Below are 26,082 nucleotides of genomic sequence, written 5' to 3' on the forward strand. Positions count from 1 at the left end.
GACTCGTGAGTAACCAGCAGGGCAAAGACGAGCGGGGAGCGGCCTCGATCATCCAATTTGTCCTCATCGCGCCCGTGCTGCTGCTCGTCCTGATGTTCATCGTGCAGTACGCCCTGGTAGCGCACGCCCGGTCCGTCGTCGAAGCGGCGGCCGAGCAGGGCACCGCGGTTGCTCGTCGAGCCGACGGCACCCAGGACGGGGCACAGGCCGAGGCGGTCAAGTACCTCGACCGCCTCGGCCCCAAGATGCTCACGACCCGGTCGGTGTCAGCAAGCCGCACCCCCGATACCGCGACAGTGACCGTCACCGGGACTGTCATCTCTTTGGTCCCGGGTGTGCGCCCGAAGGTCAAGGAGACCTCGTCGGGCCCGGTCGAACGGTACGTCCCTCCCGTTGAGCAGGCACAGTGAAGACCCGTGACGAGCGGGGGACCGCAGCGGTCGAACTCGTGTTGATCGTGCCGGTGCTGATCGTGGCGTTCCTGCTGGTCGTGGGTCTGGGCCGCATGGCTCATGCCCGCCAGCAGGTCGAGGGAGCAGCTGCTGACGCCGCCCGGGTCGCATCGCTCGAGCGCAACACCAGCCGGTCCTCCGACGCTGCTCGCTCGACCGCGGCCGCGGCGCTTGGTGATCGGGGACTGGACTGCCAGAGCCTCGATCTGAGCGTGGACGTCTCGGACTACAAGCCGGGCGGGACAGTCAAGGTCCAGCTGCGGTGTATCGCGAGCCTGGGCGACGTCGCTCTGTCGGGTCTACCCGGCAGGCGCGTGTTCTCAGCGCAGGCGACTGTGCCGATCGAGACCTACCGGGCCAGCTGAAAGGACGACGACATGACACGGACCCACCGCAACGAAGACGGCGTGACGGCTCTGTTCGTCGTGCTCATCACCACGGCGCTGGTCGCGATGGCCGGCGTGGTCATCGACGGTGGCTACGCCTTGGCATCCAACCGCCGGCTCACCGGTCAGGCCGAGCAGGCTGCCCGGATCGGCGCCGACGCGCTGAACCAGGACAGCCTCCGTGACGGAGGAGATCCGACGGTCGACCCGTCCAAGGCTGTTGCCGCGGCGCAGGGCTACCTCTCGCAGGTCGGGGCACCCCGAGCCCAGGTCGACGTCGACGGCGGGACAGTCACGGTCACGATCAAATCCCACTCTAAGACCGCGATCCTGTCGGCGGTCGGCGTGACGCAGCTGCCGACGAGCGGGTCCGCGTCTGCCGAATCCGTCAACGCGGCGAGAGCCTGAAGCCCGTGCGAAGCCACACGCTCGACCTGCTCGCCCAGGATTCTGACCGGTCGCGGCCCACACGCACCGTCGTGCGTGGGAGTCCGACGGCCTAGGAGCTTTCTCGGCCGATTCTGTCCCCTCGGTCGGCCGCAGTGGTCGGACGGAGGGGGCGACTGCACAACTCTAGGAGAACACGATGCGCTGGATCAAAGCACTCGTTGCGCTGGCATTACTGACGCTTCTGGTCAGTGGACCTCCGGTCATGCTCGGTGTCATCGTGGGCAACCCGTGGCCGGCTGGCGGCGTCTCGATGGATCAGCCGCTGACTGACGAGGCGATCATCGGCGTCCTAGCCGCCCTCGCGTGGTTCCTGTGGGCACAGCTGATGGTGTGCATCGTGGTGGAGACCGCCGCCGCGATCAGCAACCGCGGAATCGACGTGCGTGTGCCCGGGGCGTTCGGCTTCCAACAGAACCTCGCGCGCGTGCTGGTGACCGCCGTGGTGCTTGCGATCGGGTCGGGAACTATCAGCACCTTCAGCGCAGCTGCCGCAACGGCCGCAACGGCACCTGTGCCGCCGGCAGCTGCAGCACCCGCCACGAAAACCCCGCCCGTTCCGCCCGCGGGTGAGCAGGCACCGGAAGTCGGCGACACGATCACCGTCCAGCACGGCGACACCCTCTGGGGCCTGGCCGAGAAGCACCTCGGCGACGGGGCGCGGTTCAGTCAGATCGCCAGCCTCAACGAGGGCCGGCCTATGACGGGAGGCAAGGTCTTCCGCTCATCCGAAGCCGTTCAGCCCGGCTGGGAGCTGAAAATGCCCGCGACAGCTGCGACCACCCCAGGTCGACCGAAGACCGAAGACACGCAAGTCGAGGTGCACTCTGGCGACAGCCTGTGGGGAATCGCTGAGGATCAGTACGGAGATGGCGCGAACTGGTCCAAGATCTGGGAGGCCAACAAGGGCGAACGTCAGGTCGACGGCCGCACCCTCTCCGACCCCGACATGATCCAACCCGGATGGAACCTCACCGTCCCATCCAAGGAGACCTCGACTCCGAAGCGTGCCACTTCAACGCCTGAGCAGGCGCAAACACCAGCCGTCCATGAGGCCACTCCCGAAGCGGCACCCGAGGTGGTTCAGGAGAGCGCCGGTGAGGTTGCCTCCGAGGCCGTTGGAGCGGGGGGCTCGACCGGGATGACCCCTTCCGCTCAGGCCGCCTCGAGCGGATCGAGCGGATCGAGCGAGCCTGCGCAACACCTCGACGTCGTCGATGACGCAGGTCTTCCGTCGTGGCTGATGCGAGGCCTCGCCGGTGGGGGAGCCCTTCTGGCGGGCTCATTGCTCCTAGGACTGCGCGCCCGCCGCGCCGGACAGCACCGGTCCCGCCGGCCGGGCCGTTCAATCGCACCGACGCTTCCCGAGCTGATGCACGCAGAGAAATCGGTCACCGTGGCGGGCTCGTCGACGATCGCGACGGTCGAGCTGGTCGAAACCGTGCTGGTGCGCCTGGCCTCCTCACTGGCCGCCCAGTCCGTGGAGCTGCCTTCGCTGGCTGCCGTCGAGGTGACAGGGGCGGCGGTGGCCGTCCACCTGCGGACCCCAGCGACCGCACCGGGAGTCCCGTGGGTGATCTCTGATGACGGCTTGCTGTGGGTGGTGGATACTGATGTCGATCTCGACCTGATCGGCCCTCACCACCCCGACAGTCCCGCCCCGTGGCCGCTGCTGGTGACCATCGGCCAGGACGACCGTGACGCCTCCTGGATGCTGAACCTTGAGGACCTCAACATGGTCGTGACAGGCGACGAGACCGCAGGAGTCGACTTCGCCCGGTTCGTCGCGGCAGAGGTCGCTTGCAACCCCTGGTCCAAGCACACCGCGCTAGACGTGATTGGTATCGCACACGAGATGGCCGCGGTGAGTCCCGATCGGGTCACAGTCCACGCCGAGGCCACCTCGGCTGCCGCGAACGCTGTCGCCGAAGCGGTCAGCACGATCGATCGCCTCGCGGCCGCCGGCATCGATACGTCGACCGCCCGGGCCCGGCAGGACGACGCGGACCCCTGGCCTTCGCGCATGCTCATCGTGGACCAGGCCGGCGACCTCGCCGAGCTCGAGCAGCTGATGGAGTTGATGAAGGATCACCATGGCCGCACTGCCACCGCTGTTCTCCTGCCCGGCGCCGAGCAGAGCCGCGGCTTCGAGATTCACATCGACGAGCGCCGACAGCTGACCATCCCGTCGGTGAACCTGACGGTGAAGGCCGTCGGTCTGACATCGGCCGAAGCTCACGGGTGCGCCGCACTGCTGGCTCAGGCCGACTCCCTCGCCGACGAGGCCGTTCCCGATCTTGCGGGCGACCAGGAGTGGCAGCCGATGGCTGACGCGATGGGATCGCTGCGCGACCAGTACACGGTCAGCCGATCGGCCACGACCCTCGAGCCGGCCGCGTCGGTGCTCCCCGCCGCCGACGAGGAGTACACGCGTGCGGCCGCCACGACTGTGGCGGACCTGAACGCAGTGGCACCCAAGGTGACGCAGACCGTGCGCGAGGAGGTCGCCGCGGCGGACCCGACGCTGGATGCGGACCTGCAGGAGTGGGAAGCCGACAGCTGCATCCGACCCCGGCTGACGCTGCTCGGACCCGTCGTCGCCAGGACCAGCGGCACAGCACTGGATCGGCGCCGGCCGTTCTACACCGAGCTGTTCGCCTACCTCGCCACACGACCCTACGGCGCTACCACCGACGAGGTCGCCACCGCGTTCGACCTCAACGCCGCCAGAGTGCGCACCGACGTCAACAAGCTGCGCCACTGGCTGGGAACTGACCCCGTCACCGGGCAGAAGTTCCTCCCCGCCGCGCGGGAAGCACCGATGGCACAGGAACGAGGCACCGGCGTGTACCAAGTCGTCGATGCCCTGGTCGACGTGGACCTGTTCCGCAGGCTCCGACTCCGCGGTGAGAGCCACGGACCCGCCGGTATCGACGACCTCGAGCGCGCCCTGCGGCTGATCACCGGCCGCCCGTTCGAGAAGCTCCGCCCTGGCGGCTGGGGCTGGCTGCTCGAGGGTGACCGTCTTGACCAGCACATGGTCTGCGCGATCGCCGACGTCGCTCACGTGGTCGTGACCCACAACCTTCACGCCGGCGACCTCGAGCGCGCCCGGACGGCAGCCAGCATCGCCGTCACGGCAGCCCCAGATGAAGAGGTAACCCGACTTGACCTGGCGGCCGTGCTCGAAGCCCGAGGACACATCGGCGAAGCCGCCCGGGTCATCCGCGATGAGGTGTGCAACCGCGACGACGACGGACAGGCATGCACCGAGCTGCCGGCCCGCACCGAGGAGATTCTCGACGCGCACCAGTGGGCACGGCGCGCAGCCATGTAGGCAATCACCCTTCGCGCACGACGGACTGACGGCGGCTTCGGCCACCGTCAGTCCGTTGCTTTTTGCGTGGGTCAACCCTGGGCGGCCTCTTCCCTGAACTTTCGGGGGAACGTGCCGTGACCTGCGCAAACACTGACGTTCCCCCCTGAGAAGCAGGCCAGAGAGCCCGAAGGGGGAACGTATCGGGCGACATCGGCGCGCCACCTTCCTGCCATGACCACCAAGGCAGACAGGAAGGACCTGGAGATGAGCGTGGCAAAGATGCTCGGCGTCGACGACGTCGAAGGGCCTGCGATGACGCTGGCACGCAGCCGATGGATCCAGTGGACGACGATGGAGCCCGAGCTGGCCGTCGTGGACGATCCGGCAGACCTGAGTAGTTGGACGAGGTCGGCTGACTACGAGGCGACCGACCGTGTGCTGCGGACGCTGGCCAAGCTCGGTTCATCGACCGGCCATGCGGACCCGGCGGCGATCACAGCGCTGACCTGGGCTCTGCTCCCCGGAGCAGCGAAGATCGCATGGGATCTGTCAGACCTGAGCGTCACGATCGATGAGCTCGTGGCCAGCCACTTGTGGTCGACGGTCAAGACGTTCGACTGGGAGAACCGCCGTTCGACGGCCTTCTCGATCCTGCGCGACACCCGCAAAGGAGTGCAGGCCGAGCTCGGAGTCGGCGATGGTGCACGCCGATCGGGGCGCACCTGGATGCAATCCGTCTGCGTCGACGAGGACTCGCCGGTGTGGCGAAGGCTCTTCAACACCCTCGTCGAGGACGAGCAGGACAACCCGGCCGCCGACCTGCTCGACCTGTTCTCCGAGGCAATCAGCGCAGGCGTCATCAGCAAGGCCGACCGCGCCCTGCTCGTTGACTTGGCCGTGGCAGCTGACAGCGAGAACTACTCAGCCCGCCGTGGTCGCGCCGGTATGACGGGTTCGGCCGCCGTTGCCGCAGTGGCAACCCGGCACGGGCTGAATCCGCGCACACTCCGGCGGCGCGCCTGCCTCTCGCTCGATCGACTGGCGCAGTTCGCGGCCGCCGCGGATGAAGAAACCTCGCACGACTGGGGCTACTCATCGCCCACCCGGGGCCGTGAGTACTCGAGGTGATGAGAGTGCATGCCAACGACAGCGACATCGACCGCCTGTTCGAGGCGGTGAGCAAGGAGGGCGAAGCCCTCGAAGCTCTTGAGGACGCGGTGACCCAGCTAAAGACAGCACACGCCGCGAAGGCGGTGCTGGCCCGCCTCGACGCACCTCGACTGCGTCAGGGGATCCTGCGACGTAGCGGCAGGCTTGGGGGTGGGCACCCATGAAGTCGGCCGTGCCCGTGGTCGAGCTGAAGCGCGCCTGGCAAGCGGTGGAGGCCGGCGAGTTCCGCACCGGAGAACCGGCCAAGCGACTTCGCCCGAGCAGCTGGACTCCGGCCGCGACCACTGTCGCCGTCGTCGGCGCGAGCGGGCGCGTCGGTGCATCACTGTGCGCGGTCGCTCTGGCAACAGCAGCCGAGGAGGCGTCTCGCGTCGTGGAGTGCAGCCCGATGAACAGCACCGGGCTGGCCGCAGCGACAACGGCCGAGCTGGGAGTCACCGCTACCGGCTGGCGCCGAGGAACCCGAGACACCGTCCTGATCGAGCGGACCACCAGCGCCTTCGAGTCTGTCGAGGACGTGCCCGTTCCCGAAGCCAGCGACTGCGATCTGACCGTCGTCGACGCCGGCTGGGATCTCAATCAGATTCTGCGATCGAGCTCGTGGCTGGGCACCGTCGTGACCACCGTGCCGCTGATGATCGTCACCGTCGCCACGATCCCCGGCCTGAGGGCACTCGACGTCGCCCTGCAGATGACCTCCCGCCCCGGCGACACCTGGTGCGCCGTGCTGGGCCCGCCGCTGAAGAAGTGGCCCAAGCAGTTGCGAGTCGCGGCCGACCAGCGCGTCCAAGCAGCCATCGACGCTGGCCGTCTCAGCGTCATCCCGAATGCCGCACCCCTGGCCCTAAGTGGCCTGACCACCGAGCCCCTGCCGCCGCACATCGTGGCGGCAGCCACCCCTGTCTTCGGCCACATGGTCGATCACGCGAAAGGAAACCACCATGACCATCGCTAACTACCTGATGCCGCTGACCAAGGTGTGCCCCAAGGCTCCCGGAGATGCACAGAAGTACGTCGACGACGTCCAGGGCAACGTGCAGTGGGGCGTCCTGATCTGCCTCGCTATTGCGGCGGTGGTCGGCATCGGGGCCATTGTCTGTGGCCGCATCTTCAGCATGCCTCACGCCTCGAAGGGCGGTGTCATCACGATCGTGGTCGTGTTCTTCGCCGCGATCGGGTACATGGTCGTGCCCGGGATCATCTCCGGTATCACCGGCAGCGGCTGCGTCTGATGTCGACGCCACAGACTTCCGGAGAGTGGAGCCGCCGCCGGCTCTTGGTGATGCTGGCGGGCGCGGTCGTCTTCGCGATGGTCGTCGTCGCGGGTCTCGTGATGGCTGTGGCCGCCGCAATCGGTTCGCACGACACGGCCGGTAGCGGCGACGCCCGGCCGGAGCGAACATGGACCACCGGCCCTGACGGCGTCCGCGGCGACGGCTACCGCAACGCGGTGGCGGCCAAGGCGATGCTGGCGGCCGACGAGAGCGACCTCAAGCCGGCGCCGCCTTCGTTGGACAAGCCGAAGAGGATCGAGATCCCGCCCTCGACGTCGACCGGCCCGGCCGACGTGCCTACCGGGTTTCCTCACACGCCCGAAGGCGCTGTGGCTCAGCTGGCATCTATCGAGATCGCGGCCCTCACACCGATGTCGGTGCAGTTCGCTCGCGACGTCTATGACGGCTGGGCTCAGGAGCCGTCCCAGTTCGACCGATGGGAGATCGCACAGTCCATCCAGTCGTTTCACGCCCACGCCGGGACGGTGGACGGTGACGGTGCTGTCAGCGTCACCGCGACACCGGCCGGTGCCCAGATCAAGAGCACCGATGGGCCGGACTGGGTGCTGGCCTGCGTGCAGCTGGACGTCACCGCGTCAGTGGAGGAGCAGACGAGGTTCGGCTTCGGCCACTGCGAGCGCATGCAGTGGAGCGGGGACCGGTGGTCGATCGCCGCCGGCAAGCAGCCTGCCCAAGCGCCACCGACGTGGCCGGGGTCTCAGCGCAGCCTCGAGGCCGGCTGGCTGATGTGGGTCGATCAGGAGGATCTCCATGAATGAGGGCATTCCGAGCCCCGGCGACGTCCTGGGCAAGCTGAACCCCTTCGGCCTGGCCGGTGATGCGGTAGGGAAGGCCGCAGCCGAGGGCTGGACCGGCGTCATGATGGCGGTCTGGAAGTCGGGCCTGTGGGTGCTGAGGTTCGTGCTCAGCGCCATGGACAAGTGGATCACGCCGGACCTCTCAGAGAGCGGTCCCGCCGGCGAGCTCTACCGCACGACCTTCTGGGTTGCTGCCGTCCTCGTGCTCCTCATGGCCCTCGTTCAGGTCGGGGCTGCGGCCTTCCGCCGCGAGGGCAAGAGCCTAGGCACGCTGCTCATCGGCATGGGCCAGTTCGTCGCCATCTGGGGCGGAGGCGTCAGCTACGCCATCGGTGTCGTCGCGGCCTGCGCGGGAATCAGCAACGCCTTGATCAAAAGCATGCTGAGCGTCGACGGCTTCGCCCAGTGGCAGCCCACCGGGGCCGATGACTTCACCACGGGAGGCATTGAAGTCGGAGTAGCAACCACTCTCGGCTTCCTGGGATGTTTCCTGTGGATCGCAGCAATCGGCCACTTCATCGTCATGCTGACCCGCGCAGCCGCATTGCTGATCCTCGTGGCGTTCAGCCCGGCAGCCGCCGCCGGGCTGGTCTCGGACTTCAGCAAGTCATGGTTCTGGAAGTCACTGCGATGGTTCCACGCCGCGGCGGCGACACCACCGCTGATCGTCATCCTGCTCGGTATGGGCACGGCCCTGACTCAGGGCGTCGCCTCCGGTGAGGCGAAGTCCGCCGAGGCCGCCCTGGGAACCGCGTTCCCCGGCGTCATGATCATCCTGATCTCGATCGCGGCCCCGGTCGCCCTGTTCAAACTGCTGGCGTTCGTCGACCCCGGCACGAGCTCGGGTGCAGCGATGCGCGCAGGAATGCAGTCCGTGGGTGGCATCGGCGGCCTCCTCGGCGGCGGCGGCCAGGACGGCGGCTCGTCGACTGCGTCGCAGAGCGCATCGGGCGGCCAGTCTCAGGGCGAGGCGCAGAGCACCGAAGCGACCACCAGTCGGTTCGGATCCGCGATGGGAGGCCTCGGCGCGCTGGGAGGGGCATACGGCAAGGTCCTGTCGGCCGTGGGAAGTGCCGGTGCCACGGCGACCTCCGTGGGAATGGACCAGGCCAACCAGATGGGCGTCGGCGACTCGTCGTACACGCCGGACTACCAGCGTGGTGCCCAGCGGTTCAACCCTGACCAGCGCGACCAGGGGGGAGACGGCGACTCGCAGAGCGGCCCCAGCGACCCGCACCGCGGCGAAGGCTCGGACAACAGCGGGACCGGCAACTCTCCCACCGCCCCGATGCCCACAATGCCGTCCATGCCCGGCGCGGGACCAAGCGCGGGCGGACCCGGCGGCCCGCCCTCACCAGGCGGTGGCGGCGGTGCCGGCGGTTCGAAGGCCGCTGGTGGCGGCGGTGCTGGCGCGGCTGCGGCCGAGATCCCCCCGATCGCGTGAAAGTCCACCCGCGGGTGGCCACTGAGTGAGGTCGTCGCGGCCATGGGGATCTGAGCGAAAGGAACACCCATGACCGTCTACAGCGACTACTCCAAGGCCAAGATCGGATGGTTCTTCGGACTGTCCGGTTGGCAGTTGGCCACCGTTGCCCTGTCCGTCCTCCCCGCCTTCTGGGCTGTGCAGCGCCAGGCCTGGGGATCGGCGCTGCTGCTGCTACTGATCTGGGCAGCATTCAGCGCGGTCGTGGTGGTCGCCGTCCGCGGCCGCTCGGCACCCGGCTGGTGCATGTCGATGATCAGCTACGCGATCGCTGGACTGACCGGGCGAACACCATTTCGTGCGCGCGCCACACGCGGCCAGGTCGAGGACCTGGCCACCGCAGACCTCCCCGGTGTCCTGAACGCCGTCGAGATCCACGAAGGCCCACCGACCGGCACCCAGCAAGCACGCATCGCAATCATCCAGAACCACGCCACCAAGACGTGGGCCGTCACCGCGGCGGTCGTCCACCCCGGCATCGGGCTATCGCCAGCTGAGGCACGCCAGGCGATGGGAGCCGGCCTGAGCGGCCTGCTCGACCTGTGCTCGCGAGGAGAGCTCATCGACGAGCTGCTGTTCATGGTCCGCACCGTGCCCGACGACGGCGCCGAGCGCGGGCAGTGGCTGACGCGGCACCGCCGGGACAACAGTCCCGACCTGTCCCGGCAGATCAACAACGACCTGCACGCAGTGCTGTCGCTGGCCTCGGTTCGCACCGAGGCCTACGTGACCTTCGTCGTGCCCGAACACCGGCTGGCCAAATCGGCCAAGGAAGCCGGTGGCGGGTTCGACGGCCGGGCGCGCTTGCTGTACTCGCTCATGCAGGAAGTCGAGGCCCAGCTGCGCGGAGCCGTCGGTATGACCGAGGTGAACTGGCTGACCTCACCCGAGCTGGCCACCGCCTGCCGAACCGGCTTCGCACCCGGCGACCGAGCAGGCATCGTCGACGCCCTGGAGGACTGGCGAGCCGACCACCAGACCAACGCCGACGTCCCGTGGGCGATGGCAGGACCGTCCGGTGCAGACCAGCTGGTCCGCCACTACTCGCACGACGCCTGGAACTCGGTCAGCGCGACGATCAAGCTCCCGGTAAAGGGGGCGCTCATGGGAGCGCTGGCACCCATTCTCACCCCCGCCGAAACAGGCGAACGTCGCAGCTATGTCGTCTGCTATCCGATCGTCGGGCAGACGACCGCCGATCGGCAGTCCGGCTCGAGCGAATTTGCTGCCGACATGGGCGAGGCGATGCGCGAGAAGCTCAAGATGCGCCAACGAACGAAGGCCAAGGACGAAGCGGCAAAAGCCCGCAATCTCGAAGGCAAGCTCGCACGCGGCAACTCGATGACCACCCCGTACGCGGTCTGCACCGTCACCGTCCCCAAGACCATGAGAGCCTCCGAGTTCGGCCGCCGGCTCGGCGCCTCGATTCGTCGAGCCGGGTTCGCCCCGCTGCGCCTGGACCTGTCCCACGACGTCGGCTTCGCCGGCTCGACCATCCCGCTGGGCGTCAGCCTGAGCCGCAAGGCGATCTGATGGGCACCAAGAGCGCGCCCGGACGAGACGTCAACCGGCTACTACGCGACTTCGGCCACGAGCTGCCCTCGGCACCAGCCGTGCCGCCCCGCCCGAAGGACCCTCGGCTGTTCCGCGCCGCCTCGAGGCGAGGCCAGTTCAGAACCGAGCGCGGCTGGTCTCCTGCCAACGCCCCAGTCTCGTCCTGGCGAATGACCAGCGACCAGGCACCGGTGCTGTGGCCCTTCATCTCGACACCGGGTCTCCCACCGACCGGCGCCCAGATGGGCATCGACCACCTATCTGGCGGCGCGTTCTACTGCGACCCCATGGGGTGGGTTGTCGACGATCAGATCCCCGTCACCAACCCGAACATCTTCAATTTCGGCAAGCCCGGCCGGGGAAAGTCAGCGACCACCAAGGCCTTCTGCCTTCGCATGATGGACTTCGGATATCGCACGCTCATCCTGGGAGACACCAAGGACGAGTACGAACCGCTCTGCCGGGCGCTCGGGGTCGAACCGTTCGCCATCGGCCACGGGATGGCCGCACGGATCAACCCGTTGGCGATAGGGCCGCTGGCGCAAGGATGGGCTGACTTGTCGCCCGAGCAAGCGCAGGGCCGTGCCGCGATCGTGTTCGGCCGCTGGCTCACGCTCGTGCGAGGACTCGTTGGCAGCCAGCGCATCGGTGACCAGCGTGTGCCGTTCGGGCCGACCGAGGAAGCGGTCGTCATGCAGGCCCTCAAGGCACTGACCGGCTACTCCTCAGGTGCGACCACGCTGACCGAGACCACCATCCCGCAGTTGTGGCACCTGCTGGACGATCCGACGGACGACCTGGTCGCAGAGACTAGGTATGCCACCAGCCGGCACTTCCTGGACGAGACCCGCCTCCTGCGCAACGCCCTCGGCCAGCTCGTCAACGGCGCACTGGCCGGCCTGTTCGACCAGCACACCACGATCGACGTCGACTGGAAGGCTCCCATCCAGTCGTTGAGCCTGTCCCGGCTCGAGCCCCTGGGAGATGAGGCGACCGGGATTGCCCTGCTCTGCCTGAACTCCTGGGGACGTGGGATGCGCGAGATGTCCGCCCCTGGTGACATGCGCGTTGCCGTCCGTGACGAGGTGTGGAGGCAGCTGAGGCTAGGTACCGAAGCCGTGAAGAGCTTCGACGCAGATCTGCGCCTGTCACGCCGAGACGGCGATGTCCAGTTCGTCAACGCCCACAAACCGTCCGACGCGCTCGGCGCCGGCGACACAGGAAGCCAAGCCTCCAGCATTGCGAAGGATCTGCTTCACCTGGCGGATATCAAGATCCTGCACGGGCAGGACCTCGGCGTCGCCAACGAGCTGAGGGACATGCTCGGGCTCAGCCCGATGGCGTGCGAGGTCGTCACGTCGTGGGCGATGCAAGGCAAAGGTCGTGCCCTGTGGTGCGTGGGGGAGCGGCAGTACAAGGTCCAGACGGTCCTCACTCCGGCCGAGCAGCACCTGACCTACACGAACGAAGCGATCGCCGGGGGCGCCTGACATGAAGGGTGTCGTGGCCGTCGTCGGTGCACTCCTGGCGCTGTTCATGCTGCCGATGGTGGCGATCGGCGCGATCACCGGGGCCACAGTCCCCAAGACCTCGGATGACGGTGCCTGCGTCGACCCCACGATGGCCATGTCAGGAACCTGGCGACCGCCGTTGACGAGTGCCTACGTAGTCACGAGTGAGTTCGGCATGAGGTACCACCCGGTTCTGCACACCACCAAACTGCACACCGGAACCGACCTGGTCGCTCGAGCGAACAAGACGGTGGTGGCGGCCGCCGACGGCAAAGTCGTCAACAGCGGCTTCAACATCGCCTACGGCAACCAGGTCGTCATCGACCACGGCGGCGGGATCCAGACCCGCTACGCCCACATGGCGTCCCCGTCCACCGTCAAGGTCGGACAGAAGCTGGGCGCCGGGACCCAACTCGGCACCCAGGGCGCGACCGGCTACGTCACCGGCGCACACCTGCACTTCGAGGTCATAAAGGACGGCAAGCCGATCTACCCCAAGCCGTTCATGGCCGCCCAGGGCGCGCCACTCAACGGAAGCGCCACCAGCGGTACAAGCGCTGCTGGCGCACCAGCTGCCGTCGCCGCCGTAGCCAAGTCCCCGACCGGCGGCACCGACCCGGTGACCGCGACCCGCACAGACGGCCCGAAATTCACCGTCAACGCCGAACAGCTGAAGCTCGCCGCAACGATCATCCAGGTCGCGTCCGAGACGGGGGCCGGCGACCGCGGAGCCGTCATTGCCCTCATGACCGCCCTGCAGGAGTCCGGCCTGCGCAACCTCAACTACGGCGATCGCGACTCGCTGGGAGCCTTCCAGCAGCGCGCAGGATGGGGAAGCGCCGACGACCGCCAACGGATCGAGTACTCCGCAAGAGCCTTCTTCGGCGGACCAAAGGGCCCCAACCACGGCAGCCCGGCGGGCCTGCTCGACAAGCCCGGCTGGAAAACCATGGGCCTCGGAGAGGCAGCGCAAGCCGTCCAGATCTCGGCGTTCCCCACCGCGTACGACAAGTGGGAGCCCGTCGCCCGGGCCATCATCGCTCAGGCAGGAGGCGCAGGAGCCAGCAGCTGCGGCGCATCAGGCTCAGGTTTCGGAGAGCTCAACGTCGCCACCTGGAACATCTGCCTGGAGTTCTGCGGCGACGGCAAGCTCCGTCCGTGGCCTCAGCGCATCCCGCTGATCGCCGCAGCGATCAAGACCGCCCACCCCGACGTCATCAGCCTGCAGGAGACCGGCAAGGAAAAGAGCCAAGGAGCGGCGATCATCAACGCCCTGGCACCGGATTACAAGCTGGCGGTCTACCACCGCTCCAAGATGGTGCTGTTCGACCCCAAGAAGCTGTCGACGGAGGACGCCGCAGGCAAGAAGCTCGAATCTGCCACGTTCACCATCGAGGGCAAGGGTGGCGTCGCTCAGGCACTGCGCGATCGCCGCACCGGCCAGATCGTCGTCGTCTCGAGCCTTCACCCCGTTGATGGCGATGAGGATGCCCGCCGGCTCCGTTACGTCAGCCAGGCGCACGACATCGTCGAGGCGATCGCCAAGAAGGAGCCCGGCAGCACGATCGTGCACGCCGGCGACCTGAACTCCTTCATCCTCGGCTCGGGCGACAAGACGGCCGTCGCGAAGTTCTTCGTCGAGCGAGGCTTCCGATCCAGCGAACAGATCGCCGAGGCCCGCACGGGGCAGGAGTACCGGTCGTACAACGGCGGCAAGCCGCCACGGCGCGGACCACGGATCGACCACCTGCTCGTCGACCCACACGCAGTGGCTGTCAAGAAGTGGCAACAGATCCTGTCGACGACCCGCACCGAGCCCGAGAGCGACCACAACATGGTGACGGCCACGCTGACATTTCTGAACCCACCGGTGGCCACCCAGGGGGCCGTGTAGGGCCGTGGGGAAGCATGAGGATCCAGCAGGAACGACGCACCAACCCCTATCCCTGGACGTGGGAGGTGCCGCTGCTCGGCTTCTTCATCGTCGTCCTGGTTCACGTGCTCGCGTTGCAGCCGGCCCGCGCGATCGCCAACCTCCTGGCCGGCGCCGGCTGGCAGATGCCCTCGAGGGAGAACCTGTTCTCGTCGGTGCCTGGACTGCTGGGAGGTGACGCCGGTGCAGGCCTGGCTGGCTCAGGTCCGTATGCGAGCTCGAGCGCACTGTGGACGTGGGTCGCCCTCGCTCAGCTGATTCTCCTGGTCGTCGTGATCTTCACGCTGGTGTGGGCGGCCAGACGGTGGGGACCAGGGCGCGTGCAAGGCATGGCCACCGCAGCCGAGGCCGAGCAGCTGCTCGGAGTCTCGCGTCTGCGCCGCAACGCGGCCGTCGTCCGACCCGACCTGTACGGCAAGAGGGGACAGTCATAAAGACGTTCGACCCGACCCAAGTCGGCTGGAAGCTCGGAGCGGGCGTCGAACCCCGCACCGGGCGCGACATGTGGGTGCCGTGGGACCGCACCGCCGGCATCATCGGCCCACAAGGCTCCGGCAAGACCTTGGACCTGCTCGTCCCGGCCCTGCTCGGTGCCCCCGGCGCCGCGCTGGTGACACTGACCAAGGTCGACGACCTCCTGCTGACCATCGGAGCTCGAGGAGACGGCGACCGCCCGTGCGCGGTGCTGGATCCGTTCGGCCTGGCGCCGGGACTGCCCGAGCTGGTGTGGGATCCCATCGCCGGCTGCGTCGACCCGATGGTCGCCGAGCGACGAGCGAAGGCGTTCACCGCCGGCACGGTCAAGGGCTCGGTGGCTGGCGGCCACGGCGACGACGCTGCACGGTTCTACGCCGCCGAGGGCTCGAAGGTGATCCAAGCGTTCTTCCACGCCGCGGCGCTGGCCGGACACGGACTCGACGAGGTCCTGCGATGGGTGGCCAACCCTCAGGCTGCCACCGAGCCGATGGAGATCCTACGCAGCCACCCGCACGCGGCACCCTTCTGGCACGGGCTCCTCAACGGCGCGCTGCGCGGCGACGAGCGCACCGCAGGCAATACCGCCACCACGGTGCAACAGGCCATGAGCCTATTCTTCCAAGCCGACATCCTGCGCCGCTGCGTCCCGACACCTGGCAGACCAGCCACCGACATCGCCGACATCATCGCCCGCAACGGCACCATCTACCTGCTCGGCCGAGAAGACCCCTACGCCAGCGCCTCACCGCTGATGACGGCCGTAGCCGAGCACGTGCTCGACACCGCACTCGAGGCAGCGAACGCATCGCCCCACGGACGGCTGTGCCCGCCGATGCTGGCCTGCCTGGACGAGCTGCCCTCCACGGCACCGCTGCCGACTCTGCGCACCCGGATGGCCAACGAGCGCGCTCTAGGCCTGTCGTTCATCTACGCCGCTCAGACATGGCGTCAGCTCTCAGCGATCTTCGGCGAGCAAGAAGCCCGCGCCCTGTTCGGCCTCACGAACGTCCTGTGCGTCTTCGGCGGATCCAAGGACGTCGCGTTCAACGAGGAGATCTCCGACCTCCTGGGAACCGTCCGCGTGGCACGCCGCGGCATGAACGGAGGCCGGGGCAGGAACACCGCCGACGATATCCCAGTCCTCACCGGCGCCGAGATCCGGCAGATGGAAGAACGACACGCCCTGGTCGTCGCCGAGAACGGCAAACCGATGATCGCGAAGCTCAACCGCGCCATCGACGGCAAGCCCGGTGCCGCGCTCCTACACGCCCAGAAGACGGTCCGCGAGCAGCTATCGGCCCAGCGCTCAACCCACGTCGACCCAAGGGCGCGCGCCACGGCGGCCGTCGTCGAGTCGCAGCGCCGCGGCCTCACAGGGTGGAAGCCATGACAAGTCCCGAACCCGACCTGCCTCCGGAGCCGCTGATCCGACCATTCCCAACGCCGGGCCCGCAGATCCAGTTGGCCTACCGAGAACTTGAGACCGCAGCCGGAGATGACGACGCCAAGAAGAAGGCGCTCGGGCCGATCGCGGACCTTCCCCGACCATGGGCGCCAGCGACGTGTACGAAGCCTCATATGCGCGCCGAGCTGTGGATCTGGCTCGATGAGGTCGTGGTGTGGTTCAACCACCAGATGGTCTTCGACGTCGCCGACCTCATCCCGGCGTGCTGGCCTCAGCACGCCCACCTCGTGCACGAGATCGCCGTCCTAGCCGACCTGCGTCGCAAAGCCGAGCTCGCAGTCACCAGCGACGCCCTCGAGGAATGGCACCGCTACGCCCTGCCAGCTTTCCTCGAGCGGATGCGGCACCGGGTCGCTAAGCACTGCGAGGACGCGCACGCCCGCTTGTGGCCTGCCGGTCCGCAGTTCAATCTGAGCCTCGACAACGAGCACGTGACGGCTCGCCAACGCGCCTTCACCGCCGACGTGACTGCCCTCCGCGGCTCTACAACAACAGGCTCCCCGACGCCGAGCGGACCCCGACTGCACGTCGTTGACACCTCGAGCGGCGAGATTCTGGACTAGAGGAACCTCCGCTGGCTTCCGTGTCCGAAAGGCGTGTCGGCACCGGCCCTCCGATTGGCGGAGCGAACTCCGGGGCTCAGTAGCCCGCGAACACTCTGCGCAGGTCGTCGAGGTCGACGCTTCCGCTGAGGACGGTGCCGGCCGGAGTGTGCTGTGGCCTCAGGCGCCCAGTGATCAGCCGCGCCAGCGCCTCGGGCGCGCCAGTCAGAGTCGCGCTGGTCTCGCCAGGCTGGCTCCAGAGCAACGTCGTCGTCGACGACGAGCACCCGGTCTCCCGCGCCGACCCGCGCGGGTTCGGCAGGGGGGCATGCCCTCGACGCTAGCCCTCTCGGCTGAATCTTGGTTCTGGGTGCCGGTCACCGGGCACGCGGGCGACGACAACCCTGCAAGGCACCAGACGGAGCTTCTATCGACGTGGTCCGACATCGGGGTTGCTCGGTGTCGGACGATGGTGTCCGCGCTCGTGCTCCGCGACAGTCGTGGAAGACGGCCTGATGGCCGTCGGCGCGGGTGCGGCTTCGTCGGGGAGGTAGCCGACGAGGCGGTAGCGCAGGTCTTGGGCGGGGGCCTCGTCCAAGGGCGTGTGGGCCACGAGCTGACGAGTCAGCTCGTCGACGTCGTGGCCGGCGGCGTGCACCTGCTCGAGCATCTCCGCCGTGGCGGGCCAGTCGCGCTGACCGACCAGACGTGGGTCGAGCGAACGGGCGAGCTTGGCCCACTTATCGACCGGCATGGCGCTCGAAGCCTGCTCGATGCGAGCCCTGACCTCAGACGTCTTGACGAGCTGATCGTTGCTGAAGCGCCGCCGATCAGTGTTGAAAGACGTCGCGGCGCCGGCGACGGCACGCTGCAGGTCGAGAGGATCTGCGCCCGTCAGCGCCGATGTCCTAGCGATCGCGTCAGCCCATGTGCTCGACGGCCGGGCAGCAATGACGAGCGCTGCTTCGCGGACCTGCTCGTCACCGTCGCCGAGGTTGTTGATCCGTTCGTCGACGAGGTGCTCGGCCAGCGGAGTTGCCTGCTGCAGGGGCACCACCAGGGCGGCTCGGCCGGCGACCTCGAGAAGGCTGGCGGGGTCGTCGCCGGCACCGAACTGGGCGAACCGCGGCTCGAGGAGGTGGGGGGTGATCAGCCAGTAGTCGCGCTCGGCAGCCATACGCCCGGCGAGATCTCCGTCGGTGGCCACGATCGGGTCAACACCGAAGGTCGCCAGCTGCGCAGCCTGCTCATGAGTGAGCGATGTTCCCAGCGGAGCGGCACCAACGAACGCGCCAGCGCTGGCCAAGGTGACGGCGATCGCGTCGACTGGTCCCTCGACGACGACCGGGACGGAGCCGTGAGCCATCTGCTGGTCGGCCACACCGTAGAGCTGCGAGCCCTTGTGGAACACGACGGTGTCGCTGGTGTTGAGGTACTTGGGTCCAGCCTTGGAGTCGTCCGTGGCATCGGGGTGGCGTCGGCCGACGAATCCGAGCACGTCGCCGTTGTTGATGACCGGCAGCATGGCCCGGTCGCGGAACCGGTCAATCAGTCGCCCGGTCGAGGCTGTCGCCGCGACGCCTGCGGCCAGCATCTCGTCGTCGGTGATGTCGTGACGGCGCAGGTGCTCGACCAGGTTCGTCCACCCGGCCGGCGCGTAGCCGGGGCGGAACCGTGGATCGCCGGCGATGTCCTGGCCGAGGCGCTGGTGGAGGTGAGCCTGCGCCCACGACCCGTCGTACCGGCTCTCGAAGTAGCGCGTGGTCAGGTCGTTGATGTGCAGGATGCGATCGCCAGTGGTGGGGGAGTGGTCCCACTGGTGGCCGTGCTCGAGCACGCGCGCGATGTCTTGGTCGGTCGGCTCCAGCGGGTCGAGGAGATCTCGGTTGAAGGCCGCTCGAGCGAACTGGTCATCGAGCTCGTCGACGAGCTCGACGTCGCGATGGTCAGCGGCGTCCGGCGGGGGAGTCCAGACGTGCTCGAGATCCTCGGGCGGCAGCTCGTAGTCGTAGGGGTCGTCGTCCTCGGGCGGCGGATCGGTGATGATCCCGATTCGCCAGACCATTGCCTGGGCCAGGTCGACGTCGTCGAGATCTGCCGTGTTGGCCATGTCCAGAAGGTCCGACAGCGCCCACCCGCGCTGTGTGGCGTGGTCGATCGAGGCCACGAGCGTGGGCCACCAGGGACTCGTGACCACCTGGTCAGCAGCCTCAGCGCCGAGCGTGTCGATCAGGAGATCGGACCATGCTGCGGTGATGTGACCGTCCTGTCCGCTGGCCTCTGTTGCGACCGACGGCGAGATGTGGCGGCTGATGCGCCACCACATCGCGGCGGCCGCGTGGTCGTCGGGAAGCGGCCCCTCGTCGGCGGCCAGTCGGAACATCCGTGCGGCGTCGATGCCCGACCGGGTGAGCGCCGCCAGCCTCTCGGCCAGAAGCGGGGTGAAAGAGTCCCGTCGCGGGTGGAGCTTGTCGATCGCAGGACCCCACTCGGCGAGCGCGGGAGCTTTGCCGGCCTTCACGCGCTCCTCGAGCTGGCGCTGGTGGGCAGCCGGGGCCTTCTGCATCTGGGGGTGGCCTGTGGGGCGACGATCGCTGGCGTTGACGGCGTTGGCCGCACGCCAGACCGCGATGTCGACCAGCACGTCCTCGGCGGGCCGCGCGCCTCCCTGGCGCGCCCACGCGGGGCTGTCGGCGGCCGCGGCGGCGATGCGCACCCGGTCGGCGAGATCCCCGACGAGGGCGGAGCGCTGAGTCAGGTACGGGCCCCACACGGGGTCCTGCGACAGGGCGTTGGGCACGGCCGGCATCCACGGCAGAGGGCCGGGTGCAGAGCCTCGCAGGCCGGTGGGATCGAGTCGCCAGTCCAAGATGGCGGCCCGATCGTCGACGCCATCGAGTTCGCGTTCGGACACCGCCGTGGTGAGATCTCGAACGGCGTCACGGCCCTGGGCCTGCACCAGGATCAGGTGAGCGCGCAGCACAGGCCAGGCAGGTTCGTCAGCGATCCCTGGCACCAGTTCTTCAGCGACGCGCTCCAGCTGCGCGACGCGATCGGCGCCGACGACGGTCTCGGCCCCGACGTACAGGGCGTCGATGTAGCGTGCCGCGGCCTGACCCAGCAGGGTGGCAGGGTCGGCGGCGTCCCGCGCCAGGGTGGTCGCCGACGCGGGCGACCCATCGCGCGCGAGGATGCCCTCCAAGATGTCGGTGGCAGTGGACGGGCGGATCGTCTCGGGTCGGATCAGGTTGTGCGGATCGCCGTCGCTGGATGTCACCAGGTAGACGTCGTTGGCGTACCTGCCGCGGGTCATCATCGTGTAGAACTGCTGGCGACTTTCGTCGCCGGTCGCCAGCCCGTGCATGCTGTCGACCGAGACGCCCTGGGCGGCGTGCACGGTCGAGGCGTAGCCCAGCTCGGTGTGCTCGGCCACGTAGTCGGCCGGCAGCACGACCCGCAGCCCGCTCTCGGTGTGTCGGACGGTGAGGCTGCCGTCGTCGACGGACAGCACGTGCCAGCGGTCTCCGTTCTTGACCCAGTCGGTGGCCGAGACGCGCAGGCGGCGGTTGTTGTTGCGGGTGATGATGACGTCGCCGGCTGAGGCGGCGTTGGCGTCCGCGAGGCGTACCGCAGGACCGTGGTGGGGGTCGTCGAGCAGGCGCGCTGCGCGTGCGCGAGCGTTCAGCTCTTGCACCAGATCGCGGGTCGGAGCCAGCATGATCGAGTCCCGGCCCTCGGCGCGATCGGCCTGCCAACTGGTGAACACCGTGTCGGTCAGCGTGGCCAGGTCACCGACGTGAACGCGGTCGTGGTCGAGGTAGTAGCCCAGCGATTCGGGCATCCCTGACCGCAGCGCCAAGCTTGCTGCTCCTTCGGCTGGATCGGCGAAGCGCATCAGCTCGCTGAGTCGCAGCGACCCGTGCTGGGTGTCGATGTCGCGCAGGACACCGCCGGCCCCGATGGCAGCCAGTTGCTGGTCGTCGCCGATCAGTCGCACCGACCCACCGCGACCCACGATGAACTGGACGGCCGCGTCCAGAGCAAGGGTGTCGGCCATCCCGGCTTCGTCGATCAGCACCAACGTGCCCCGGTCGATGCGGCCGGGAACCTGACTCATATCGCCGGTGGTGATGGCATGGAGGAGCTTGGCCAGCGTGTCGGTGGTCGCGCCGGTCTGGTCGCGCAGAGCTGCGGCTGCGGCGGCCGACGGGGCCAACCCTACGATGTTGCCGCCGGACTCCTCCCATGCTCGCGTGAGAACGCTCATCGCGGTGGTCTTGCCCGTCCCTGCCGCCGCGATGCCGAGCTGAACTCGCGCTCCGCTGGTGGCCATGCCACGCACCATGGACGCCTGACCGGAGTTGAGTTCGACCCCGTTGGCGGCGCTCTCGAGCAACGAGAGCTCGACGATCTCGGGGGTAATGCGTCGGCCGTCGAAGGTGGCGGCGACGGCCACGATCCGCTGCTCGGCGTCGAGAATCGAGCGGCTGGTGAACAGGTCGCTGCCGGCGACGTGGTACGCGCTCGACCCGTCGATCCGCCGCAAAGCGGCGGGATCGTCGACCCCGTCACGGTCGGTGGCCAACGAGACCGACCGGGCCAGGGCCGCGTCCACGATGTGGTCGACGACTGTCTCGACCCGCTCGGCGGGCACGTCAGCGTCGCGGACGCGGCGCAGGGCTTCGGCGCGGACGTGCCAGACCTGCCAGGTCGACCGGCGTTGCTCGACCTCATTGACGACGTCGGCGGCGCACGCTGCGACCCAGTTGCTGGTGACCTGCTGCCCGGCCGGTTCGGTGCGCGCGCGGGCGCTCTGGACCATCTGGTCGACGGCCGCCTCGCTACCTAGGGTGGCGACGGCTTCTGAGCGCCAGGTCTGCCGCTGTTCGGCCAGGGAGCGCGGTTCGTGCTTGGCTTCGCGGGTCTCGAGGGTGGCCTGCTGCGCGAGCTGCATCGCCTCCACTGGTGTGGGAGGGCGGCCGTGGGTGCACTGGAAGTCGGTGGCCAGCTCGGCCCGGCGGACCTCGATGCTGGCCCGCCGGGACGACCACCGCTCGTTCAGGGCGGGGTCGACACCGACGACCTCGCGCACGGGACGCTTGCGGGGATCCCCGCCCGGGCGTTCGGCGAATCGCATTGCCAGCGCCGCGCTGAGGTGGCGCTCGAGGGCGGTGTTGTAGGTCTCGGACGCTGCGACCGTTGCTTTGCAGAGGACTCGACCGTCGATGGCCAACCACTTGCCGTCGAGGGTCTGGACCTTGTTGGCGATCGCCACGTGCGTGTGGAGATCCGGGTCGCCGGCGCGGGAGTCGCGATGCGTGAACGCCGTGGCAATCAGGCCTTTGACGTCGACCTGACGGGCGCCGTTGGTGCCCTCACGGGTGAAGAGCGCCTGCTTCTCGAGGAAGGCCACCGCGTCGCGCACCGCGGCGTTGTGAGCCATCTCGATCTGCGCCGCATTGGGAGCATCCGCGATCGCCCACAGGGTCGACACGCTCTTGACCGGAGAGAAGGTCAGGTCGAATCCGGCCACCGCCGTTGTCTTGGGGCGGCTGTGCTTGGCGATGGTCGCGGCCAGCTCGCGAGCGTCCTTGCATTCGCGGCTGTACTCGCGCTCGAAGTATCCGCGCGCCACCTCGGTGCGAATCCGCGCGCGGTCTTCGATGCTGACGGCGGTGTCGCGGGGGAGCCCCTTCTCGACGTTCAGCTCTTCGATCCGCCGCGCGACGTCGATCTGGTAGCCCGAGACGTCCCCGTCGTAGACCTTGAACGGCGTTCCCAGGCGCTGCGCCTGCTTCAGCTCGACGGCCGTCGCCGTGTCGCCCAGCTCGGCGAGACGGGCGTCCGCCAGCGGGTGGAAACCGTAGGCGAACAGCGCCTTCATCTGTTCGGCGGTGACGACGTCCCCGGCGGCCAGACCCTCGACGCCTGCCAGGCCTGAGCCGACCCACACGCCGGGAGTCTCGCCCTTCTCGGTGTAGTACGACGCCAGCGAAGTGTGGCCCTTCTCTGTCGCGTCTTGCGCAGCGACCTGCCGGGTCAGGTAGTCGTACCCCGACCCGGCAGTCAGCTTGTGCAGCGACATCGTCACTTGGAAGTAGGGCCCGGTTCTGCGCGTGAGCGGCCAGTGGTTCACGTTTCAACTACCGAGAATGCAAGAGGTGTGTGGATGTTGAGGGTGCGAGGTTCTGGTGGGGGAACGTCGGTGGTCGATGTGAGGATCTGAGATCAGGGTCGGATCTCTTCGGCTGAAGCGGCCTTGGAGGGAGGAATTGGGGCTCTAGGTGGTGAAGGAATCCAAGATCAGGGGGCAATTTCAGTGGGACAGTCGGTCAGGCAGGTTGCAAGGCGTCAGGTGCTCGATGCGCAGGCGAAGCGACGGCGGGAGCGCGTGGAAGCCGGAAAGCGGCGTTCGTCGCTCGGAGTGGATGTCGCGGTCGCGCTGGCGGCGCGTGACGAAGCGGTGAGGCGGTACGAGGTCGAGGCTGGCCGAGCGCTCGCCGCACTGACCGGTGCTGAGGGTCTGACAGTCGCGGAGGCGTGTGAGTGGGCCGGTGACGTGTCGCCTGCGGAGGTCAAGCGGTTGGTTCGCGCCGCCGCCGCCGCCGCCGCCGCCGCCGCCGCCGGCGACGACGACGATGGCGGCGGCGTTGATGGCAGCGAGGGTGCCGAAGGTGGTGACTGAGGCGCGCGATCGGCTAGAAGGGGCCGTGACTAGCGAGGCGGTCCGTGACCGCTTCGCTAGCAAGGTCGTGCTGGTGCCTGGCTCGGAGTGTCTGTGGTGGCTCGGCGTGATCAGCGGTCGCTGGCATGGCCGGTTCTGGGTGGGTCAGGACCAGGTGGTGATCGCTCATCGGTTCAGGAGCCAGGATGGACCGGGAGCCGTTGTCGGTGTGGTGGAACCGGCAGACGTGGGATCGAGCTCGCGCGTCGTTCGTAGCCGAGCTCGACGAGGGCCTGCCTGGTCCGGACACGCTGCTCGGTTGGATCCTCGAGGCCGTCGACGCTCACGCTGCCAGAACGCCGGCCGCCCGGCTCGAGGTCGCAGGCGAGGCCGAGGACAGGGGAGAGGGCTTCTCGAGGGTTCACCTCGTGCCCCTGGAGACGCTGCAGACGATCGAGGCTGCGCTGGTCTCCGACCGGCAGGTCGGCGGTCGTCACCTCAGCCGGTCGGCGTGGCTTCGCGAAGCCGTCAACGCGGCGGCCGATCAGACAGAGTGATGCCGTGGCGCGCCCTTACCGCCAGCGCCGAAGAAGTTGCCGCCAGGGCCGGGTCGTAGCCGCTGAAGATCCACCGCGTTCGACGGCCGCACTGGGGCGGTTCTCCCGCGCCAGCACGACCGTCTGCGGAATCATCGTGAAGGCGGGGGAGTAGCGCCCGGTGGCGTCATGGCAACGGGACTCCTGCGCTCGATAGCCGAATGCGTTCCTGGGCGTGCTGTTGACGCCGGCATGGTGGACGAGCGGTACATCGCGTCCAGCCCTGCCGATCGGTTCATGGCCTCGTCGGCGTCGAGGAAGACGCGCAGGGCGGGTCCGTCCAGGAGCCGGCGGACATCGAAGTTCAACGGCAGAGTCAGGCGGCGTTGGATGGCCACGGGATCGACGGGTGTGTGGTCGTGCCCTGGGTTCTGCTCGGTCATCACGCGCGAGATGGCCTTGGCCGGGGCACGTAGCTCTCCGCTGTCGATGGTCTCGCGGACGGCCGCCGAGATGGTGACGGCTGACGCCAGGTGCCCGGTCAGGCCGAGCAACAGCTGCGGGTGATCGTTCGGGTCAGCTGCGGCCGCCGCGACGCTGAACTGCTCCTGCAGGTTCCGGCCGGCCTGGATCAAACCCATCGGGACGGGGACGCTGCTGAACGACAGCTCCGCCGAGACGTCTCTCAGGCGTGCCCAAGAGGCCGACGAATCGTTCAGGATCTGACTCAGCCGGTCAGCGGTCACCTGGTCGATGATGCCACTGTCGGCCGCCTGCGAGACGAATCGCTCGAGGCCTTTGACGGATTCGGCCTCGAGGTGAGACAGCACGTGAAGCACCGCGGTCGACCGATCGTCCATCAGCGCACGGTGAGCCTGGACGTCCCATGCCGCGATCGCGTGCCTGAACTGACTCGTCTGCGGCGACATGGCAGGCATGATCCCGCTGCCCGAGCGCAGCGACTCCGCCGCCAGCTGCTCAAGTGCGTTGAACCGTCGCGCCACGTCCTTGACGGCCGGCAGCTGCTCGCGCTTCTGGACGTCGGAGAGGCCGGGATCTGTGCGCACGTCGAATGCGCGGTCGCGCACGACCCTGCTCACCAACTGCGAGGTCGACCACAAGGTGCTGAGGATCAGCCGATCGGCTTCCTTCTGATCCGCCGGCGGATCAACATGGCTGACTTCCGTGCTTCGCCGCAGGGCAGCTGTCACCTGCTGCAGGGACGCGTCCAACGGGCCACGTCGTGGTGGCCAGACGCGTCTCTCCGCGAGAGCCGCCATGGCGCGGGCGTCGACGGTGATGCGGTCGATCGGCCCAGCCGGGGCGCTGGCGCCGAAACCGTCGAATTGTTCGTAGGCGGCCTGGGCGGCTTCGACCAGGTGTGGCCAGGTGCGAACGAGGGCGGCCGCGTCGGCTTCGTTGGTGTTGTGCGCACGCAGCGCGAGACGTAGCGCGAGCTGCAGTTGCTCAGTGGGCGTGGACATGTGTGGTCACCTCCCTGCAGATGGCACCGACCTCGGCGACGAACTCGAGCACCTCGAAGTCCTCCAGACCGATGAGCGCGTCGGCCAGCTGGGCATGGGCGGCGCGAAGCAGGTGCTCGAGGTCGCCAGAGCGATCGGTGCCGGCGGCCTGCTGGTCGTCGACGTCGACCAGGTGACGGCCCCGATGCGAGGCCAGGACGACGAGACCTTCGAAGCGAAGGTGCGCGTACTCGTCGACATCGGCCCGCCGCGGTCGACGAAGCGCGTCGCTGACGAACTCGAGCAGGCCGAGGGTTTGAACGACGGCGCGCTCGAGCTCGGTCGGGAGGGCAGTTGCTGAGGTGTTCATGATGTGCTCCTTCAGGTCTGACGGGGTTCCCACCAGTTAGTCGGTCGAGCGGCCGCCGTCGCGAGCCCTGACGGGCCGCGTGTGGACAGCCGCGGCGTGGAGGTCAGCCTGTGGAATGCGGTTCTGTCAGTGCATGGCGGAAGACTCCACACCCTCAGGGCTCAGGCGCAGAGACCGAGAGGCCAAGTGACCGCAAAACGCGCCAAAACCGTATGGAT

Annotated in this window: 21 protein-coding genes; 19 read left to right on the top strand and 2 right to left on the bottom strand. The window is 68.3% G+C overall.

The window, feature by feature from the left end:
* Positions 1-5 precede the first annotated feature (5 nt).
* From IFT73_RS00755 to IFT73_RS00830, 16 genes are all read left to right on the top strand, one after another.
* Positions 6-410 (top strand): TadE family protein, encoded by a 405-nt coding sequence (locus tag IFT73_RS00755; RefSeq protein WP_192165792.1) that lies wholly within the window; start codon positions 6-8, stop codon positions 408-410.
* Positions 407-817, top strand: a complete 411-nt coding sequence (locus IFT73_RS00760) for a TadE family protein (RefSeq protein ID WP_192165794.1) — start codon at positions 407-409, stop codon at positions 815-817. Before IFT73_RS00755 ends, IFT73_RS00760 begins: the two co-directional genes overlap by 4 nt.
* A gap of 12 nt (positions 818-829) precedes the next feature.
* Positions 830-1,246, top strand: coding sequence for a TadE/TadG family type IV pilus assembly protein (locus IFT73_RS00765; RefSeq protein WP_192165797.1), 417 nt, complete (start codon positions 830-832; stop codon positions 1,244-1,246).
* A gap of 178 nt (positions 1,247-1,424) precedes the next feature.
* Positions 1,425-4,622, top strand: a complete 3,198-nt coding sequence (locus IFT73_RS00770; RefSeq protein WP_192165799.1) for a LysM peptidoglycan-binding domain-containing protein — start codon at positions 1,425-1,427, stop codon at positions 4,620-4,622.
* A 213-nt stretch (positions 4,623-4,835) separates the two neighbouring features.
* A complete protein-coding gene (locus tag IFT73_RS00775) occupies positions 4,836-5,732 on the top strand; it encodes a hypothetical protein (RefSeq protein ID WP_192165801.1) in 897 nt (298 codons plus the stop codon).
* A gap of 5 nt (positions 5,733-5,737) precedes the next feature.
* Positions 5,738-5,938, top strand: coding sequence for a hypothetical protein (locus tag IFT73_RS00780; RefSeq protein WP_192165803.1), 201 nt, complete (start codon positions 5,738-5,740; stop codon positions 5,936-5,938).
* Positions 5,935-6,729, top strand: a complete 795-nt coding sequence (locus tag IFT73_RS00785) for a hypothetical protein (RefSeq protein ID WP_192165805.1) — start codon at positions 5,935-5,937, stop codon at positions 6,727-6,729. The genes IFT73_RS00780 and IFT73_RS00785 overlap by 4 nt, the downstream gene beginning before the upstream one ends.
* Entirely contained in the window at positions 6,716-7,006 is a 291-nt protein-coding gene (locus tag IFT73_RS00790; RefSeq protein ID WP_192165807.1) for a hypothetical protein, read from the top strand. The genes IFT73_RS00785 and IFT73_RS00790 overlap by 14 nt, the downstream gene beginning before the upstream one ends.
* Complete coding sequence (locus tag IFT73_RS00795; RefSeq protein WP_192165809.1) at positions 7,006-7,827, top strand: hypothetical protein; 822 nt, start codon at positions 7,006-7,008, stop codon at positions 7,825-7,827. The genes IFT73_RS00790 and IFT73_RS00795 overlap by 1 nt, the downstream gene beginning before the upstream one ends.
* The gene (locus IFT73_RS00800) at positions 7,820-9,310 is read left to right on the top strand and encodes a hypothetical protein (RefSeq protein WP_192165810.1); all 1,491 of its coding nucleotides are present in this window, start codon (positions 7,820-7,822) and stop codon (positions 9,308-9,310) included. Before IFT73_RS00795 ends, IFT73_RS00800 begins: the two co-directional genes overlap by 8 nt.
* A 69-nt stretch (positions 9,311-9,379) precedes the next feature.
* Positions 9,380-10,882 carry an SCO6880 family protein gene (locus IFT73_RS00805; protein WP_192165812.1) on the top strand — a complete coding sequence of 501 codons (1,503 nt, stop codon included), beginning with the start codon at positions 9,380-9,382 and terminating at the stop codon, positions 10,880-10,882.
* On the top strand, positions 10,882-12,393 hold the full coding sequence (locus tag IFT73_RS00810; RefSeq protein WP_192165814.1) for an ATP-binding protein: 1,512 nt from the start codon (positions 10,882-10,884) through the stop codon (positions 12,391-12,393). Before IFT73_RS00805 ends, IFT73_RS00810 begins: the two co-directional genes overlap by 1 nt.
* A 1-nt stretch (position 12,394) precedes the next feature.
* Positions 12,395-14,308, top strand: a complete 1,914-nt coding sequence (locus tag IFT73_RS00815) for a peptidoglycan DD-metalloendopeptidase family protein (protein ID WP_192165816.1) — start codon at positions 12,395-12,397, stop codon at positions 14,306-14,308.
* A gap of 14 nt (positions 14,309-14,322) precedes the next feature.
* Positions 14,323-14,781: a hypothetical protein gene (locus tag IFT73_RS00820; RefSeq protein ID WP_192165818.1), complete on the top strand. Its 459-nt coding sequence runs from the start codon at positions 14,323-14,325 to the stop codon at positions 14,779-14,781.
* A gap of 68 nt (positions 14,782-14,849) precedes the next feature.
* Entirely contained in the window at positions 14,850-16,214 is a 1,365-nt protein-coding gene (locus IFT73_RS00825) for a type IV secretory system conjugative DNA transfer family protein (protein WP_197983451.1), read from the top strand.
* Positions 16,215-16,402: 188 nt separating this feature from the next.
* Positions 16,403-16,852: a hypothetical protein gene (locus IFT73_RS00830; protein WP_244632838.1), complete on the top strand. Its 450-nt coding sequence runs from the start codon at positions 16,403-16,405 to the stop codon at positions 16,850-16,852.
* Positions 16,853-17,258: 406 nt separating this feature from the next.
* On the opposite strand, the gene mobF is transcribed toward IFT73_RS00830, so the two are convergent.
* Positions 17,259-22,916, bottom strand: coding sequence for a MobF family relaxase (mobF, locus tag IFT73_RS00835; protein ID WP_192165822.1), 5,658 nt, complete (start codon positions 22,914-22,916; stop codon positions 17,259-17,261).
* Positions 22,917-23,186: 270 nt separating this feature from the next.
* Between mobF and IFT73_RS00840 the strand changes: the two genes are divergently transcribed.
* Together IFT73_RS00840 and IFT73_RS00845 are read left to right on the top strand one after the other, a co-directional pair.
* Positions 23,187-23,516 carry a hypothetical protein gene (locus tag IFT73_RS00840; RefSeq protein WP_192165824.1) on the top strand — a complete coding sequence of 110 codons (330 nt, stop codon included), beginning with the start codon at positions 23,187-23,189 and terminating at the stop codon, positions 23,514-23,516.
* 185 nt (positions 23,517-23,701) lie between these two features.
* Positions 23,702-24,052, top strand: coding sequence for a hypothetical protein (locus IFT73_RS00845; RefSeq protein WP_192165826.1), 351 nt, complete (start codon positions 23,702-23,704; stop codon positions 24,050-24,052).
* A 131-nt stretch (positions 24,053-24,183) separates the two neighbouring features.
* Here IFT73_RS00845 and IFT73_RS00850 read toward each other — a convergent pair whose 3' ends face one another.
* Positions 24,184-25,515, bottom strand: a complete 1,332-nt coding sequence (locus tag IFT73_RS00850) for a hypothetical protein (protein ID WP_192165828.1) — start codon at positions 25,513-25,515, stop codon at positions 24,184-24,186.
* Here IFT73_RS00850 and IFT73_RS00855 point away from each other — a divergent pair.
* Complete coding sequence (locus IFT73_RS00855) at positions 25,502-25,855, top strand: hypothetical protein (RefSeq protein ID WP_192165830.1); 354 nt, start codon at positions 25,502-25,504, stop codon at positions 25,853-25,855. The two genes, IFT73_RS00850 and IFT73_RS00855, sit on opposite strands and share 14 nt — an antisense overlap.
* Positions 25,856-26,082 lie beyond the last annotated feature (227 nt).

This window comes from Aeromicrobium sp. CFBP 8757 (assembly GCF_014841755.1).
Taxonomy (GTDB): Bacteria; Actinomycetota; Actinomycetes; order Propionibacteriales; family Nocardioidaceae; genus Aeromicrobium.